Origin of the sequence: Halorussus salilacus (genome assembly GCF_024138125.1) — an archaeon.
GTDB classification, from domain to species: domain Archaea; phylum Halobacteriota; class Halobacteria; order Halobacteriales; family Haladaptataceae; genus Halorussus; species Halorussus salilacus.
This window is the reverse complement of the sequence record NZ_CP099993.1, coordinates 2,264,009-2,278,018: the sequence shown is the minus strand read 5'-3', so window position 1 is coordinate 2,278,018 and position 14,010 is coordinate 2,264,009. Positions and strand designations below refer to the sequence as shown.

Genomic DNA, 14,010 nt, shown 5'->3' with positions numbered 1-14,010 from the left:
CAAGTGATTGGGAGCGAACAATGACACACCTGATCACTGGCGGAGGCGGGTTTATCGGGTCTCACCTCGCCGACCAGCTACTTGCGGAAACTGCCGAAGAAATTGTCTTGCTCGATATTTTTTCTACGGGAACAGAATCGAACATCGAACATCTGCGAGACGACACTCGCGTCGAAGTTCTCCGTGCCGATGTCCGCGACACCGAAACCGTCGCGAACGCCGTCACCGACGCCGATGCCGTCTATCACCTAGCAGCTGCAGTCGGCGTGAAACACATCGTCGAAAACCCCCTTACCTCCCTCGAAACCAACCTCCGGGGAACAGAGAACGTCCTCGAAGCCGCCGCCGAGGACGGAACCCCCGTCTTCCTCGCCTCCTCCTCGGAGGTCTACGGCAAGTCCGAGGACGTCCCCTTCAGCGAGCGCGATAACGCAGTATACGGCCCAACGACGACGCCTCGCTGGGGCTACGCGACGGCGAAAGCCGTAGACGAATTCCTCGCGCTCGCGTACCACGACGAACACGACCTCCCGGTCGTCGTGGGACGGTACTTCAACATCGTCGGCCCGCGCCAGACCGGCCAGTACGGCATGGTAATCCCGACGTTCGTCGAGCAGGCGCTCGCGGGCGAGGACCTCACGGTCTACGGCGACGGCACCCAGACCCGAAGCTTCACCCACGTCGCCGACGCGGTCGAAATCACGCACGAGCTCCTCGCCACCGAAGAGGCTCACGGCGAGGTCTTCAACATCGGTGCGCCCGACCCGACCTCGATCAACGACCTCGCGGAGCGAGTCATCGAACTCACTGGCTCCGACTCTAAAATCACGCACATTCCCTTCGAGGAGGCCTACGGCGAGGGCTTCGAGGAGCCGGACGAGCGGGAACCCGACGTGACCAAGCTCCGCGAGACCATCGGCTGGGCTCCGGAGGCGGACCTCGAACGCATCCTGACGGACGTAATCGACGAGCGAACGGCCGAGGAGGTCGCCGCCCGATGACGGACCTCCTGACTCGACTCGAAGAGCGGGAGGCGCGAGTCGGCGTCATCGGACTCGGCTACGTCGGCCTCCCCCTGAGCCTGAAATTCACGGGCGCGGGCTACGACGTCGCGGGCTTCGACATCGACGCCGACCGCGTGGCCTCGCTCCGGAACGCCGAGAGCTACGTCGACGACGTGACCGACGAGCGACTCGCGGAGGCCCTCGAATCGGGGTTCACGCCCGACGACGACCCGTCGGTCGTCGCAGACTGCGACGCGTACGTTATCGCGGTACCGACTGGCGTTTCGAACGGCGAACCCGAGATGGGGGCGATTCGGTCGGCGACCCGGACCATCGCCGAGCAGGCGGGCGACAGGGAAACGCTCGTCGTCGTCAGTAGCACCGTTTATCCCGGAGCGACGAACGAGGAGGTCGCCCCGCTCCTCCACGAACGACTCGACCCCGACCGGACACGCGTGGCGATGGTCCCCGAGCGGCTGAACCCCGGCGGCGACTACCCCATCGAGGAGATTCCGCTCATCGTCGGCGCGGACGACGAGATCGCTCGCTCGGCCGCCTGCACGATGTTCGAGTCGTTCGTGGCCGAGACCTATCCCGTCGACGCCACGACGACCGCCGAGTTGGCGAAGACGCTGGAGAACACCTACCGGATGGTGAACATCGCGCTCGTGAACGAGCTCACCGCGTTCGCCGAGCAGTTCGACGCGGACGTCTGGGACGCGATAGCGGCCGCCTCGACCAAGCCGTTCGGCTTCCAGGCGTTCTACCCCGGGCCCGGCGTCGGCGGCCACTGCATCCCCATCGACCCGCAGTTCCTCACCTGGCGAGCGTCCGAGCTCGGGACCGAGCTCTCGCTGGTCGACGAGGCCCAGCGGATCAACGAGTGGATGCCCTCGGTGGTCGTCAACCGCATCGAACGAATCCTCGATACGCGGGGAATCGAACCCGGACGGGCCTCCATCGTGACGCTCGGCCTCGCGTACAAATCCGACGTCGGAGATACTCGCCGTTCGCCAGCGCTCGAGATCTCGAAGCGACTCGACGACATGGGAGACGTCATCGCTGTCGACCCGTATGTGAACGAGGTCGACGGTGATCTGGCGGTTGCCGAGTCGACGGCGGATGTCCCGCTGGAGGAGGCGGACCTCGTCGTGCTACTCGTCGACCATCGCGACTTCGACCTACACGAGATTACCGAGCGCGCATCGCTCCTCTTCGATACTCGCGACGCGGTCTCTACGGAGGGGAGTACAGAAATCGTCACGCTTGGTGACGAAACAGCCGAGACAGACGGGTCCAGAACATCGTATCGAACCGGACACGTTAGTTCGAAACTCGACCAGTAAGGCGACCGAGAACACTATTCCTCGCCTCAACCCGATTTGAACGAGACCACGTCTTCGAATACCTGCCAAAATTGTCGGAGTACGATTTTCAAGTCGAATCGGAGCGACTGCTTTCGGATGTACTCGACGTCGTACTTTATCTTCCGGTCCGGTTCCTTGCCGGTCGCGTCGTTGACCTGTGCGAGTCCAGTCAGTCCGGGCTTGACGAACCATCGTTGTCGCCAGATGTCCACCTCTGAGACGTACTCCGGTTCGAGTTCCGTGATTGCAGGTCGAGGGCCGACGACACTCATGTCTCCGTTGAGAATAGACCAGAGTTGCGGAATCTCGTCCAGATGAGTCTTCCGGAGGAACTCACCGAGCGGCGTCTTTCGGTCGCGTTCGATATCTAGGCTCACTTGCCCCTCGGGTTCGGGTTTGAGCGTCCGGAACTTGTATATCCTGAAAGTGTCCCCAAACCTATATGTTCGTTCCTGAGTGAAGAACACGGGACCGTTCCCCTCGACCTTGATGGCAAGTGCGATGAGGAAGACGACCGGGGAAAGAACGAGCAACGCTGTCCCGGCGAATGCCACATCGAATAGCCGCTTCAGCATTCGGTCCTGCCAGTCCCAGGGTTCGAGGTCGATTTCGACGATAGAACTCTTCGCATCGGCCGGAGTTAACACGGTATCGGAGTGCTTACCGTGCACCATCGTCTTGACGCCCTGTTCATGACAGGTATGGAGAGTACCGAAGAACTCCGCCCGGTCCGCCTGATCGAAGGCTAGAACTGCCGTATCGACGTCGTACTCTATCAACACCTCGTTGAGTCGCGAGAGTCCGCCGAGTCGCTCTAGCCCGTTCAAGGATTCGCTTCCGCCATCGGCGACCGCAACGGCTTCGTTCTCGGACTCCCCACTCACCTGATACGGGCTCGGTGGGGCGACGTAGCCGACGACCGGTACGTCGATGCCCTCGCGCACCTCCAGAATCTCCTCGATATCGTCGCCCACGATGACGGCTCGTTCGCTACCGGAGGGCTGGCGACGAATCGCGACGAACCACGCCGGAAGGACGACCAGCATCGTCGCGATGGCGACCCCCAGCGTGGCGCGCGGTAGCCGGTAGGTGTAGTTGAAATAGCCTATCGCGGCGAGTGCGAATCCCGTAAGCAGCACGCGCTTCTGGACCAAGAGAACCGTGTCCAGAAAACGTCGCGGGCGAGGCTTGAACAACGGGATAAAGCTCGCTGTCGCCACGAGCACTGTCGTCGCAAGAGCGATTACCAGGTCATCGCCCTCTAATACGACTGGTGAAAGCCGTCGAACCACCGGTGCAACAGAGGTCACTACCGATTGGACGAACTGAGTATTCCCAACGATAACACCGAGTATCGCGACGGCAACGGTACCCGCGACACTCATAACACGATAGCGGTGGCCGGAGACCATCAGACTACTTCGCTCGGGGAGTTCGCTTAAAAGCTGTGAAGTGAACCGTCGATGTCAGTATTTGCAGTCTACAACTGCTGAACCAGCGATTCGTATCAGCCAGGATTCTTCCGATACCACTCTGTGAGCTTCTCGACTCCGTCCTGAATCGTCGTCGGCCCGTACCAAATTAGCTCGTTCGCCTTCGAGATGTCCACATGCGTGTATTCTGCGTCGGCGTTGCGGCGCTCGGCGTACTGCAGGTCCGGCGCGAGCGGGTCTCGGGTCTCCTCGGCCAGATCCGACGCACCGTACGGGCTCATGGGCATCGTCGGATACTCTTCGTCGTAGGGGAGGTACTCGGGCGTGCCGTACACCGACGAGGAGGTCGCGACGGCCACCCGCTCGTCTCCAAATCGCGAGCGGCCTCCAGCACGTTGAGCGTCCCGCTGATGTTGATATCGCTGACCTTCTGGGGCTGTTCGACGCTCGTCCGAACACCCGCCTGCGCGGCCTGATGGAAAATCACGTCGGCGTCTCCGACGTACTTTTCGACGAGAGCCTCGTCGGCCGTTTTCTCGGCTTGGCGAACGTTCTCGTAGCCGAGGTTCCGGAACGCGTCCTCCATCAGGTCCTCGAATTCGAACCCGGAGAGGTCGTCCAAGACGGCCATGGTGCTCGTACTCGCCTCGTATCTCTCAACGACTAAATATCTCCCTACCCGTACGAACCGAGACTCGCGTCCGTCCGTTCCGCGAGACACGCCTCGATGTACTCACGCCGCCACCCCAACGGCGACAGGACGCTCTCGGCCGCACGAAGCACCTCCCCGACGTAGAACTCCGCGTCGTACGTCTCCGCCTCGTCGGCCAACTGGACTCGCTCGCGCGACCGCTTCGAGTCGTCGACCACGACGTACTCGACCCCCTGCCCGGGCCGAACGTCCCGCCCGTCGCCGGTCGCGCGTTCGAGCGCGGCGACCGTCCGCGTCGCACGGGCGTACTCGTCGGCTCGTTTCGAGGTGCGTTGCTCGACGACCAGTTCGCCCGGGTCGACGCGGCCCTCCCGTAACGCCCCGAGCGCTCGCCGGAGGCGGTCTGTGACCGCCTCCGGCGAGCGCGTCTCGTCGAGGACCGCCACGAGGTCCTCCTGTACGTCCGCGACGAACGGCGGCGTGCTCCGCTGGCGACACTCGATACCCCGATACTTGAACTGCCGGTCGTCACCGCCTCCCGAGAGCGCGCCGAAGTACTTGGTGAGCGCTCCCGCCTCGCTATCGCGCAGGGGAACGAACGCGACCCAGTCGTACGCGGCCTCGTACTCCAGGCGAATGCCCACGTCCTCGGAGATTTCGCTTGCGAGTTCGTCGAGCGGCCGCTGGTCGTCGTTCTCCCGCGCGGTCACCCAGACGCTATCGACGATGCCGTGGACGATGCGCCATCCGCCCGCCTCCAGCGCTTCCTTCGCGTCGAGGAGAATCTCGCGGGCGAACGCGTTGATGGCCTCGTGGCACTCGATGCGCCCGAACTTCGCGTTCGAGAATCCCTGATAGCCGAAACACGACACCAGAATCCACTTGATGGCGTCCGAGCGCCCCTCCAGCTCTCGGCGTCGCTCCTCGTCGTCGGTCACCCGTAGCTCGCCCTTGGTCTCGTCGCGGTCGTCGATGAGCGGTGCCAAGACGTCCGGCAGGTATCCGGGGTCGTCGCAGATGCTGTACCCGATTCCCGGCACGTCGTCCCGCTCGGAGTGGCACGCACACCGAATCGTCTCGGGGCTCACGTTCCGCGTGCAGATGATGTTGGGATACAGCGACGAGAAGTCGAGTTCGTGGACGCCCTCGTGCAGGCCGACGTCGGGCGAGAAGGTGAACCCACCGCGGTCGGCCTCGTGGAGTTGGCCCATAGACTTGAACAGCTCGGGCCGCCACGCCTTCCACGGGACGAGGACGTTCCGGTCGAGCGCCTCTCGGATCTGAATCGCGGTCAGGACGTTGCCGATGGACGCCCACCCGAGTTCCTGAATCGGCTTCCACGACCGACCCACGAGGGACAGACAGCCCGCGAGGTTCGACTTCGCGTAGAGGAACGTGTTCGAGCGGTCGATTATCGCCCGTCCGGGGACGTTGTATCGCGCGGGCGAGTGGCCGACGCGTCCGTAGCTGGTGTAGGTGGACCGACCGGCCAGCTTCTGGAATCCCGGCTGCCGACCCAACTGGAGGTCGTATCCGAGACCCTCGGCCACCTCGTGGAGGCCCGCCAGTATCTTCGCCGAGTCGACGACCAGCACGTCGGGGTCGGCGCGGTCGATGCGCCGTTCCAGTTCCGGGAGCGCGGCCACCGGCGACCGGGCGACGGGCCCGCCGCCGACCGTCAGCGCGGGGAGTTCCGCCGCGGTGAACTCGCTGGCTCGCCCCTCGATGGAAAGCGTCCGGAGGTCGCGCGACGGCGTCGGGTCGAGTCCGTTCTCCAGACAGTACCGGAACTCCCGCGAGAAGTCGACGTTGAAACACCGGTACTCGCCGGGCTCGCCCCACTCGCGAATCCAGCGCGCCATCCGGGAGACCTCCTCGACGCTCGTCACGTCCACGCGAAGGACGGACTCTGCATCGTGGCGGAATCCCGGCCGCCACTCCTCAAACGCCGTCCGGGCCACGGTCGGGAACCGCTTCAGGGCGTCCCGGGCGTCCGCGAGCGAATCGCGGTCGCCCTCTCCACGGCCGACGTAGAACGTCGGCGTGTAGTCCAGCACCTGCTCGGCGTCTGCTCCGTCGTCGGTGAGCGACCACTCGACGACCTCGTCGTCGAAGAAGTCGATTTTGTACGGCATCCGTCCTACGAGGGGTCCTCGCTCGTCTCGTCGACCGGCGCGTCGGACCGTTCGCCTTCGAGTTCGGCTTCGAGGTCCTCGATTCGCTTCTGCTGGGCGAGGCTGATGGAGAACAGCACCACGACCATCGGGTTCTGGTGGTTGAGGTAGCCGCCCGCGTCGGCGTACTGGCGGGCGTCCTCGAACAGTCGGTCGAACCGGTCCTGGTCGGGTCGTCGAAGCGCCCGCCGATAGTCCTCCCAGCTATCGCGGAGCGACCGGAGCACGTCCCGGAAGGTCGGGTTAGTACGCCCCATCGACGGTCACCTCCGGTGTCGGGGTAGCCACGGCGTCGGAGGCCGTTGCGCGCGCTTTCAGCACGCGCTTCCAGAACGCCAGCGTCGTCTGGACCGTGCCGCCTTCCATCGGGTAGACCAGCGTCTCGAACTCCGCGCCGACGAACCGCGGCCCGAATTTCGTCCGCTCGCACCGAATCGTCTCCTCGGCGGCCGCTTCGATAGGGTTCGAGAACGAGTCCGCCGTCGCTCGCGTCACGAGGACGGGAACGTCGTGGCGGTCGGCTATTCCGGCAATCGTCGCCAGCGTTCTGAGCAGGAGGTCCTCGCCCTCGTCGGCGTACGTTTCGGCCTCCCGGTAGAACCGGTCGAGTTCCGGACAGACGAGCAACGTCGTCTCCTCGCCGACCTGCTCGCGGAGTCGTCGGACGAGTCGGTAGTGCTGGTGAGCCGTGAACGCTCGCGCGACGCGAATCCGGTCGAGCGCGCGCGTACTCGGTGCGAGCGACGCGAGCGATTGGGTGACCGCGTGCCCGCCCGCGTCCACCCAGACTGCGGTTCCCTCGTTCAGCAGGAGGTGGTCGAGGACGAGCGAGTGAAGCGGCTCGGTCGCGCGGTCGGTGCCCTCGATGTTCAGCAAACGGACTCCGGCGTCCAGTTCGGGGAGCTCCGGTTCCGGGGTCCCCCTCGTCTGTGAGTTCGGTCGCATGGATACGGATTGTCGGGGTACGGGGTTAAGCGTCGGCGCGCTACTTCCAGAACTTCCAAAACGGAGCCGACGTTCCCTATCGGGATGGTTACGGGCCGACAACTGGGATTCTGTTCTCTTTCCAGAAGTTACCGGAACCGTCCACAGCTATAACGTAGACCCTATATTCTCCAAATGTTCTCCTTCTAATTACGGGTCCGCCTCTGCTCACGCGTTCCGAGTCAGACCTGATACCTATTGTTGGGCCCGGCGGACACCCAGAAGGATAGCCGCGAGGAGGACAAAAAGCGTGCTCACGAGAGTAAAGCCGGGGACGGATTGATTTTCCTGGATAGTCTGCTGGGTCAGTGGCGACTCCGTCGCGGTGTCTGTCTCTTCTGTGGGTTCATCGGTCGTCGTGGTCTCTTGGGTTGTCGTTGACGTTTCGGTCGTTGTACTCGACGGCGTCGAAGTTGTAGTGGATGCTGGCGTATCTGTTGTTTCTTGGCTCGTAAGAATCGCCGGGACGGTCTTGTTGTATTCCGGAATCGAGATGGAGAGATTCCCGTCTTCGGACGCATCGTCTAGGTCAAAGTCTGCGCTGAACTCGCCGTCTTGGTTAACGATAACCGTCTTCTGCTTCGTGAAACTCGAAGACTCGCCAGTGTAGGCGACCTCCATGTCGAACTCCGAACCGGGCTCTAACTTCGTGTCTCCGGTGATCGTTGCATCTTTCGTGAGCTCGACTTTCTCGCCAGTATGGTCGATTCGGACCTCCCAGATTCGGACACCGTCGTAGGTTTTCTGCTGGTCAGGCAACGCGATTTCCACCGTCTCCCCCCGACGCACATCGCTGAAGTCGAACTCGACGGCGAAACTCTGATTCGACTCGACGGTTGCCTCTTTGGGCTCGACGAATGGAGGCACACCGTCATAGCTAGCCGTGACGTTGACCGTCTCACCGGGGGGTAACGTCGTCTCACCACGGAGCGTTTCGGTCGCGTTCAGCTGAATTGGCTCGCCAGCATGAACGAGTTCCGCCTTTGGGGGGACTACACTGAAGCTCGATTGCACCCACTCCGGCCCGTCGAGGAACGGACTGTCACCGACGACGCTCACGTTCGCGCGATACGTCTCGTTAGCATCGATCCCATGCTGAGCGGTGTTCACGAAGAAGTACACCGAGCCGTCTTCGCGTACGTGGACGACCTTCTCGAGGTTGGCGGCGTTGAACCTGTTTTCCTCCGTATTCATCTCCGGGTCGGTCTCGGTAAACTCCGCGCCAAACAGGTCGGTGGCATTCGAGGACGAGCCCACGAACCCCGCGCTGAACTCGGAGGTATTCACGCCGAACGCGACCCACCGCCCCTGTGCGACCCGCAACTCCTCGTCGGACGCGACCGAGACCGCACCGTCGACCTCGCTGGGTTCCTCGACGTCGTCGAGTTCCGTGCCCGACGGGAGAATCCACCGGTCGACGTCGTTGCCGAGCCCGGGCTCGCCCTTCGGTTCGACGATGAGCTTGGCGAGTGCGGTCTGTTTGCCATTGACGGTGAGGTTCATGTCGTACGTGCCGGGTTCGAGCGGGCTGTCGAGCGGCTCGGTCCGGAGGTCGGGGTCGATGTCGCCTCTGACGATGTCGTCGGCGTCGGTCTCGTAGGTGTCGAGGGTGACCTCCGACGACCCGCTCACGTTCGACTGCGCCCAGAATCCCATCTCGGGCGAGCCGATGTTCAAGGTCGCGTCGGCGTCGGAAGATACCGAAAAGTTGACGCTTTCGCCCTGCGTGACCCGGACGACGTTCTCGTCGAAGTCGGCCGCGGCGACGGCCCCGTCGATTCGCGCCGACGAGGACGTGTCGGCGTTCGACCGTGCGGTCACGACGGGTCCGACGCTCGCACAGACGACGAGCAGACAGACGGCAGTCACGGCGAGTCGGGTACTGAGGGCGGAGGTCATTGATTCGTATCGTAATGTGTGTCTCTCGGGTGTACGTAAAGTTACGTCATCTATCGCCGTGTCGGTACGAAAAGAAAAGGCGCGTCGGTTAGATCGAGACTGCTTCCTGACCCGAGATCGAGTCGGGGACGCGGAGCAACACGTCCTTCGTCGCGCCGGACGGCGTCGTCATCGAGAGCTCGGCGTTCGCTCCGGCGTCGAGCGTCCCGGGGTTGATGAGGACCTTGAAGCGGTCGCCGGACGAGAGGACGGGGTCGGTGTCGTCGTCGTCCTTGATCGCGGAGACGGCGAACTCGCTGTCCTCCTCGGGCGACTCGTCGTCGGTGTAGGTCAGGTCGTGGCTGCCGTCGGGAGCGATGAAGCTGATGGTCGTCTTCTCCATGTCGATGTCGTCCGCACCCGGCGAGCGGGTGACGACGACTTCGAGCTGACCGACTGCGGATTCCTTGCCAGCGTCGTCGGCGTCGACGAGTCCGAGGGATTCGTCAGCGAAGTTGCTACCATCGCTAACCTGCACTTCGGTTCCGTCGTTGCTCAGCACGACGTCTTGGGTGAATTGGACCGCGTCTCCGTTATCGAAGTCGACTTCGATGGAATCGCCTTCGGGCGTCGTCAGGCGGTAGGTGTTGTCGCTGAGGTCGCTGTCGGGTTCGAGAACTTCGACCTGAATATCGACATCGTCGGACGTGTCGACCGTGACGGAGTCTCCGGCACCGTTCTCGATGTCGACCGAGGACGACTGCGCCGAGAGGGTGAACTCGCCCTCGTCGAGGACGTCGATCGAGCTGGTGCCGTCGTCGTAGGTGAGCTGTGCGGTCTTCAGCTCGACGGTTTCCGTAGCGAGCGGCGTCCCATCAGCGAGGGTGACATCGGAGGTACTGCCTTGACCGTCGGGGAGTGCGAGAGTGATGTCTCCGCCGGAGGCAGTAAGCTCATCGCCCTCATCCAGGTTGACGACGAACGAAGCGTCACCGCCCTCTTCAGACACTTCGTATGCGCTTTCGTTGATGGGGCTGAAGACTAAGTCAGTCCCTCCAGTGGTGGTTTCGATCTGGTTATCCGAGTCCCCGGAGCCGTCTCCGATTGTATCGCCATCGTTAGTTGCAGTGGCGGTTATCGTCGTTTCTCCGAGGAAGTCCTCAGTCGTACCACTGTCCCCTTCGAAGGTGACGAGGTGACTGGTGTCCTCTGCCGCAGTGGCTCCAGTCGTCACCTGTCCCGTCGACGTGATGACCTGAAGCTGATTCGTCACCTGCGCACTGCTCTCCTCGCCGGTCTGCTCGGCGCTCGACTGCAGGAAGCCTGCCGTGTTGATGAGGACCCCCGCGGCGATGGCTGCCACGAGAACCATAGCGATGAACACGATCAGGGTACCGATACCCACTTGACCGCGTTCCCATGTGGTGGGGAACCGGTCACCGATACCGTCGAACCGCTTTTTTAGTGTATTCCGTATCATTGTTCTCGCAAGCATCCACATTGGACGCTTGACTATCTCGCCTTTTAGACAGAAGGGATAAATAACCACAGGCCTGATATCATCGCTGATAATTAGGTCGCTCAGCCATGTATCCCATCGAAAGTAGCAGAAGGAACAATCAACTTCTCGGGTAAAAAGACCGTTATATAGAATCCCGGTTAGAACGGGGGGAATAACTGTCGTCTCGCCGACGATGTCACTCCCGCGCTAAGAGATGCTGTAAGATATCACAGAGCGGTTGGTAGTGCGTCCATGCTGGGTCCCATGTCTGTGTTGTTGCAACGGCCCGGCCGTGAGTCGAGAACCCCGAACCTAGCGTGAATTTCGACTCAGAGCGTTCGTTCTGTCCCGTCTGGACCGCGATAGTAGACGGACTATCAGAAAGGCGAGTCCACTCGGAGCCCCGATGATTCGGTCCGTCCCCGTCACCGGTAGCGCCCAGCCACGTATACGTCTGCGTATCTAGCTGGTCTTTGCTTCCCGGGGGTCGTGTCTCTACCGTCCCAGACGGCTCAGACTGGATTTTGAATTTGCCGAGAGCTGAAATGGTTCGTTCGACATGCCGGTTGTACAGGTGGGTTTTTGGGAAGAACGTCGTCGAGAGGTACGTCTTCGCGAGGGTAACCGTCGTTGTCCGGGTGTGCCCGCCGGTCGATGGCAGTTGCATCGTCCCAGACCAACACGAAGAGTTCCGTTGTTGGATGCGAAACCGGAGTGGAACGTCGTTCGGGCTTCGATACGTGATTTTGAGCCAATGAGCGACGACTGGACGAACGAACTCATGGTTCGTCTCGACAGGAAGCGTCTGTGGACACTGCTCGGGGACGACGGACCATGTCCGTTCGAAATCGATGCGAGCAGGGGGTGAATCATCCGGTCGTGATGGTCGACGAGCAGTGAAGGCAGAATCTGTGGGCGTCTGAGATGTCGTCTCTGGAGAGACCGAAATGGGGGGTGGCGAGTGGGCCGCCCGGACGAGAAGCGCGACTGCATAGCCACCAACGAGTCCACTCGCGTGAGCGACAACGTTCGGGATATATCCGAGTGCACTCGATGGGTGCGGGAACAGAAGTACAATTTGGAACACCACTACCACACAACAACCTCCGATGAGTCCCAGCGACCACCCATGCGTGCGCACAACGGAAAGAAGCTGAAGAGAACTCGTGTTTGGGTTCCACCGCGAGAGTGCGAGGAATCCACTGCCAGCAACGAGACTCGCGAGAATCATCCCTTTCAGCCAGAGCACGTCCGTAAGTGGGTGCGTTTCGAGCAGGGTCCCGAGTGAGAGGAGGATGATGAGTACGGTACCGATGATTGCAGTTCGTGCGTCATATCGCCGGTGGAGATACGTCGTGAGGAACGCAAAGAGGACACCGATATAGCTAGCGACGATACCGGAGAAACCGGCCGAGGCCGTTGTCGAAAGTGCAGGAAAGAGATGTTGGAAGGCGAAATCGGTGATGAATCCGAGAGGCAATGGAAATACGACGAGGACCGTAAGGGTGCAAATCCAGAAATTCGTGCGGCTCCGTTGGCGGAGTGCAAGTAGCCATGCGGGAAAGACCGCGAGCCCATACGTGACTAGATTCCCCACGAGATGGGGCCAGCCGGTATGAATAAATGTGGATGTCCACATCGTCAAAAGAGTGGGTTCAGCATGGTCCAGCGCGTATTGCCAGCGGATTTGAGCGGGCACAAAAAAGTGAATTGCAGCGATGACGCCAGCAATGCTGAGGAGCGCAAGGCAATCACCACAGAGAACGTAGAAACGTGTTGATAACGCTGATGTCGACGGCATTCTCTCAGTGTGCGAATCGTCTCAGCAATCTCATAAATAAGTAGCGGGAGCACGACCCACCTCGACCTTGGTGTTCAAAGTCATATATCGACGTTTCCGAACGATTCCGAAACCGCCCGGTACGTGCGGTCCCGGCTCGTGCCCTCGGCCTCGATCACGTCGTACTGGTCCATCTTCGAGAGGTAGTTCCGGACGGTCCGGTCGGTCTTCGGGTCGTCCATCCGGGACTTGTACTCCTCGTAGAGGTCGCTCGGGGAGATTTCGCCGTGTTCCTCGATGATCTCGTAGAGCGTCCGCTGGTGAGGCTTGAGCGTCTCGACGTCCTTCTGGTGGCGTTCGGCACGCGCTCGCGGAATCGACGCATCGACGATTTCGTCCGTAATCTCGGGTTCGTAGTTCCGATGCGCCTGTCGAGCGGCCGTGCGAAGGATGCTGAGCGCCACGCGAGCGTCGCCCGCGGCGGCGTCGGCGACCCGCCGCAACTGCTCGCGGGAGATCACGTCGTCTTCGAGGCCTGCACGAACCCGCGCGTCCATGATCGAGACGAGTTCGTCGGGGGCGTACCGGTCGAAGCGGACGCGCTCACAGCCCGTGAGCCGACTGGTCAGGCGCTCGTCGGCGCTCGCAAATAGTTCTTGTTCGCGGTTGGCGATGAGGAGCATCGAGAACTGCGGGAGTTCGTGGAGGTGGTAGAGAAGGTTCTTGTCCTCCAGTTGGTCGGCCTCGTCGAGGATGACCACGCAGGGCGGACCGTCGTACGTCCGGAGGCGCTCGAAGAGTTCGTCGCGCGGCGTCGACTGGCGGTGGATGTCGATGGTCTTGCCCAGACCTTCGAGGATGCGATAGAGGGTCCGGAACTCCGAGAAGTTCTGCCAGCAGTTGACGTACTGGTACTCGACGTCGAGGACTTCTTGACGGAGCTTCTGGGCGGTGTGCTTCGCGAGGCACGTCTTCCCGACGCCCGAGGGACCCAGCAGGAGCGTCGTGTCGGCCGGGTCGCCGTCGGTGAGCGGGGCGAGAATCTCGGTGAGGTGGGTGACTTCCGCGTCTCGATGCTCGACTTCGTGGGGGACGAACCCGGTCCGGAGAACGCGAGCATCGGTTATCATTGGTTGCGGTATCTGGCCGATAGCACATAAAGAGGAGGGCTCGTTTCCGGAATTTCCAGAACGACTCGCAAGCGGGCGCGAACGCTATCGCGACGTACTGTGCTCGT

11 protein-coding genes and 1 pseudogene are annotated in these 14,010 nt (G+C 61.9%); 2 read left to right on the top strand and 10 right to left on the bottom strand.

What is annotated here, in order from left to right:
• Positions 1 to 20 precede the first annotated feature (20 nt).
• Positions 21 to 1,001: a GDP-mannose 4,6-dehydratase gene (locus tag NGM10_RS11715; RefSeq protein ID WP_253478955.1), complete on the top strand. Its 981-nt coding sequence runs from the start codon at positions 21 to 23 to the stop codon at positions 999 to 1,001.
• Positions 998 to 2,350 (top strand): nucleotide sugar dehydrogenase, encoded by a 1,353-nt coding sequence (locus NGM10_RS11710; protein WP_253478953.1) that lies wholly within the window; start codon positions 998 to 1,000, stop codon positions 2,348 to 2,350. The genes NGM10_RS11715 and NGM10_RS11710 overlap by 4 nt, the downstream gene beginning before the upstream one ends.
• Positions 2,351 to 2,376: 26 nt before the next feature.
• Here the strand turns inward: NGM10_RS11710 and NGM10_RS11705 are convergent, their stop codons facing one another.
• The 10 genes and pseudogenes from NGM10_RS11705 to NGM10_RS11660 form a co-directional block, all read right to left on the bottom strand.
• The gene (locus NGM10_RS11705) at positions 2,377 to 3,783 is read right to left on the bottom strand and encodes a sugar transferase (RefSeq protein WP_253478951.1); all 1,407 of its coding nucleotides are present in this window, start codon (positions 3,781 to 3,783) and stop codon (positions 2,377 to 2,379) included.
• A gap of 95 nt (positions 3,784 to 3,878) precedes the next feature.
• Positions 3,879 to 4,085 (bottom strand): hypothetical protein, encoded by a 207-nt coding sequence (locus tag NGM10_RS11700; RefSeq protein WP_253478949.1) that lies wholly within the window; start codon positions 4,083 to 4,085, stop codon positions 3,879 to 3,881.
• Positions 4,082 to 4,435 carry a GDP-mannose 4,6-dehydratase gene (locus NGM10_RS11695; RefSeq protein WP_253478947.1) on the bottom strand — a complete coding sequence of 118 codons (354 nt, stop codon included), beginning with the start codon at positions 4,433 to 4,435 and terminating at the stop codon, positions 4,082 to 4,084. Before NGM10_RS11695 ends, NGM10_RS11700 begins: the two co-directional genes overlap by 4 nt.
• A 44-nt stretch (positions 4,436 to 4,479) precedes the next feature.
• Entirely contained in the window at positions 4,480 to 6,591 is a 2,112-nt protein-coding gene (locus NGM10_RS11690) for a type B DNA-directed DNA polymerase (protein ID WP_253478945.1), read from the bottom strand.
• 5 nt (positions 6,592 to 6,596) lie between these two features.
• The gene (locus NGM10_RS11685) at positions 6,597 to 6,887 is read right to left on the bottom strand and encodes a DUF8156 family protein (RefSeq protein WP_253478943.1); all 291 of its coding nucleotides are present in this window, start codon (positions 6,885 to 6,887) and stop codon (positions 6,597 to 6,599) included.
• Positions 6,874 to 7,575: a P-loop NTPase family protein gene (locus tag NGM10_RS11680; RefSeq protein WP_253478941.1), complete on the bottom strand. Its 702-nt coding sequence runs from the start codon at positions 7,573 to 7,575 to the stop codon at positions 6,874 to 6,876. Before NGM10_RS11680 ends, NGM10_RS11685 begins: the two co-directional genes overlap by 14 nt.
• 234 nt (positions 7,576 to 7,809) lie before the next feature.
• Entirely contained in the window at positions 7,810 to 9,513 is a 1,704-nt protein-coding gene (locus NGM10_RS11675; protein ID WP_253478939.1) for a BGTF surface domain-containing protein, read from the bottom strand.
• A gap of 88 nt (positions 9,514 to 9,601) precedes the next feature.
• Positions 9,602 to 11,041 carry an archaellin/type IV pilin N-terminal domain-containing protein gene (locus NGM10_RS18235; protein ID WP_303656231.1) on the bottom strand — a complete coding sequence of 480 codons (1,440 nt, stop codon included), beginning with the start codon at positions 11,039 to 11,041 and terminating at the stop codon, positions 9,602 to 9,604.
• Positions 11,042 to 12,275: 1,234 nt separating this feature from the next.
• A pseudogene (locus NGM10_RS18295) lies at positions 12,276 to 12,632 on the bottom strand (rhomboid family intramembrane serine protease); the annotation flags it as partial.
• Positions 12,633 to 12,874: 242 nt separating this feature from the next.
• Positions 12,875 to 13,903: a Cdc6/Cdc18 family protein gene (locus NGM10_RS11660; protein WP_253478937.1), complete on the bottom strand. Its 1,029-nt coding sequence runs from the start codon at positions 13,901 to 13,903 to the stop codon at positions 12,875 to 12,877.
• Positions 13,904 to 14,010 lie beyond the last annotated feature (107 nt).

Excerpts from the sequence above, each read along its gene's own strand:
- NGM10_RS11680 (WP_253478941.1), bottom strand. The coding sequence starts at position 7,575 with ATGCGACCGAACTCACAGACGAGGGGGACCCCGGAACCGGAGCTCCCC.
- NGM10_RS11690 (WP_253478945.1), bottom strand. The coding sequence starts at position 6,591 with ATGCCGTACAAAATCGACTTCTTCGACGACGAGGTCGTCGAGTGGTCG.
- NGM10_RS11705 (WP_253478951.1), bottom strand. The coding sequence starts at position 3,783 with ATGGTCTCCGGCCACCGCTATCGTGTTATGAGTGTCGCGGGTACCGTT.
- NGM10_RS11715 (WP_253478955.1), top strand. The coding sequence starts at position 21 with ATGACACACCTGATCACTGGCGGAGGCGGGTTTATCGGGTCTCACCTC.
- NGM10_RS11685 (WP_253478943.1), bottom strand. The coding sequence starts at position 6,887 with ATGGGGCGTACTAACCCGACCTTCCGGGACGTGCTCCGGTCGCTCCGC.
- NGM10_RS11660 (WP_253478937.1), bottom strand. The coding sequence starts at position 13,903 with ATGATAACCGATGCTCGCGTTCTCCGGACCGGGTTCGTCCCCCACGAA.
- NGM10_RS11695 (WP_253478947.1), bottom strand. The coding sequence starts at position 4,435 with ATGGCCGTCTTGGACGACCTCTCCGGGTTCGAATTCGAGGACCTGATG.
- NGM10_RS11675 (WP_253478939.1), bottom strand. The coding sequence starts at position 9,513 with ATGACCTCCGCCCTCAGTACCCGACTCGCCGTGACTGCCGTCTGTCTG.
- NGM10_RS11700 (WP_253478949.1), bottom strand. The coding sequence starts at position 4,085 with ATGAGCCCGTACGGTGCGTCGGATCTGGCCGAGGAGACCCGAGACCCG.
- NGM10_RS11710 (WP_253478953.1), top strand. The coding sequence starts at position 998 with ATGACGGACCTCCTGACTCGACTCGAAGAGCGGGAGGCGCGAGTCGGC.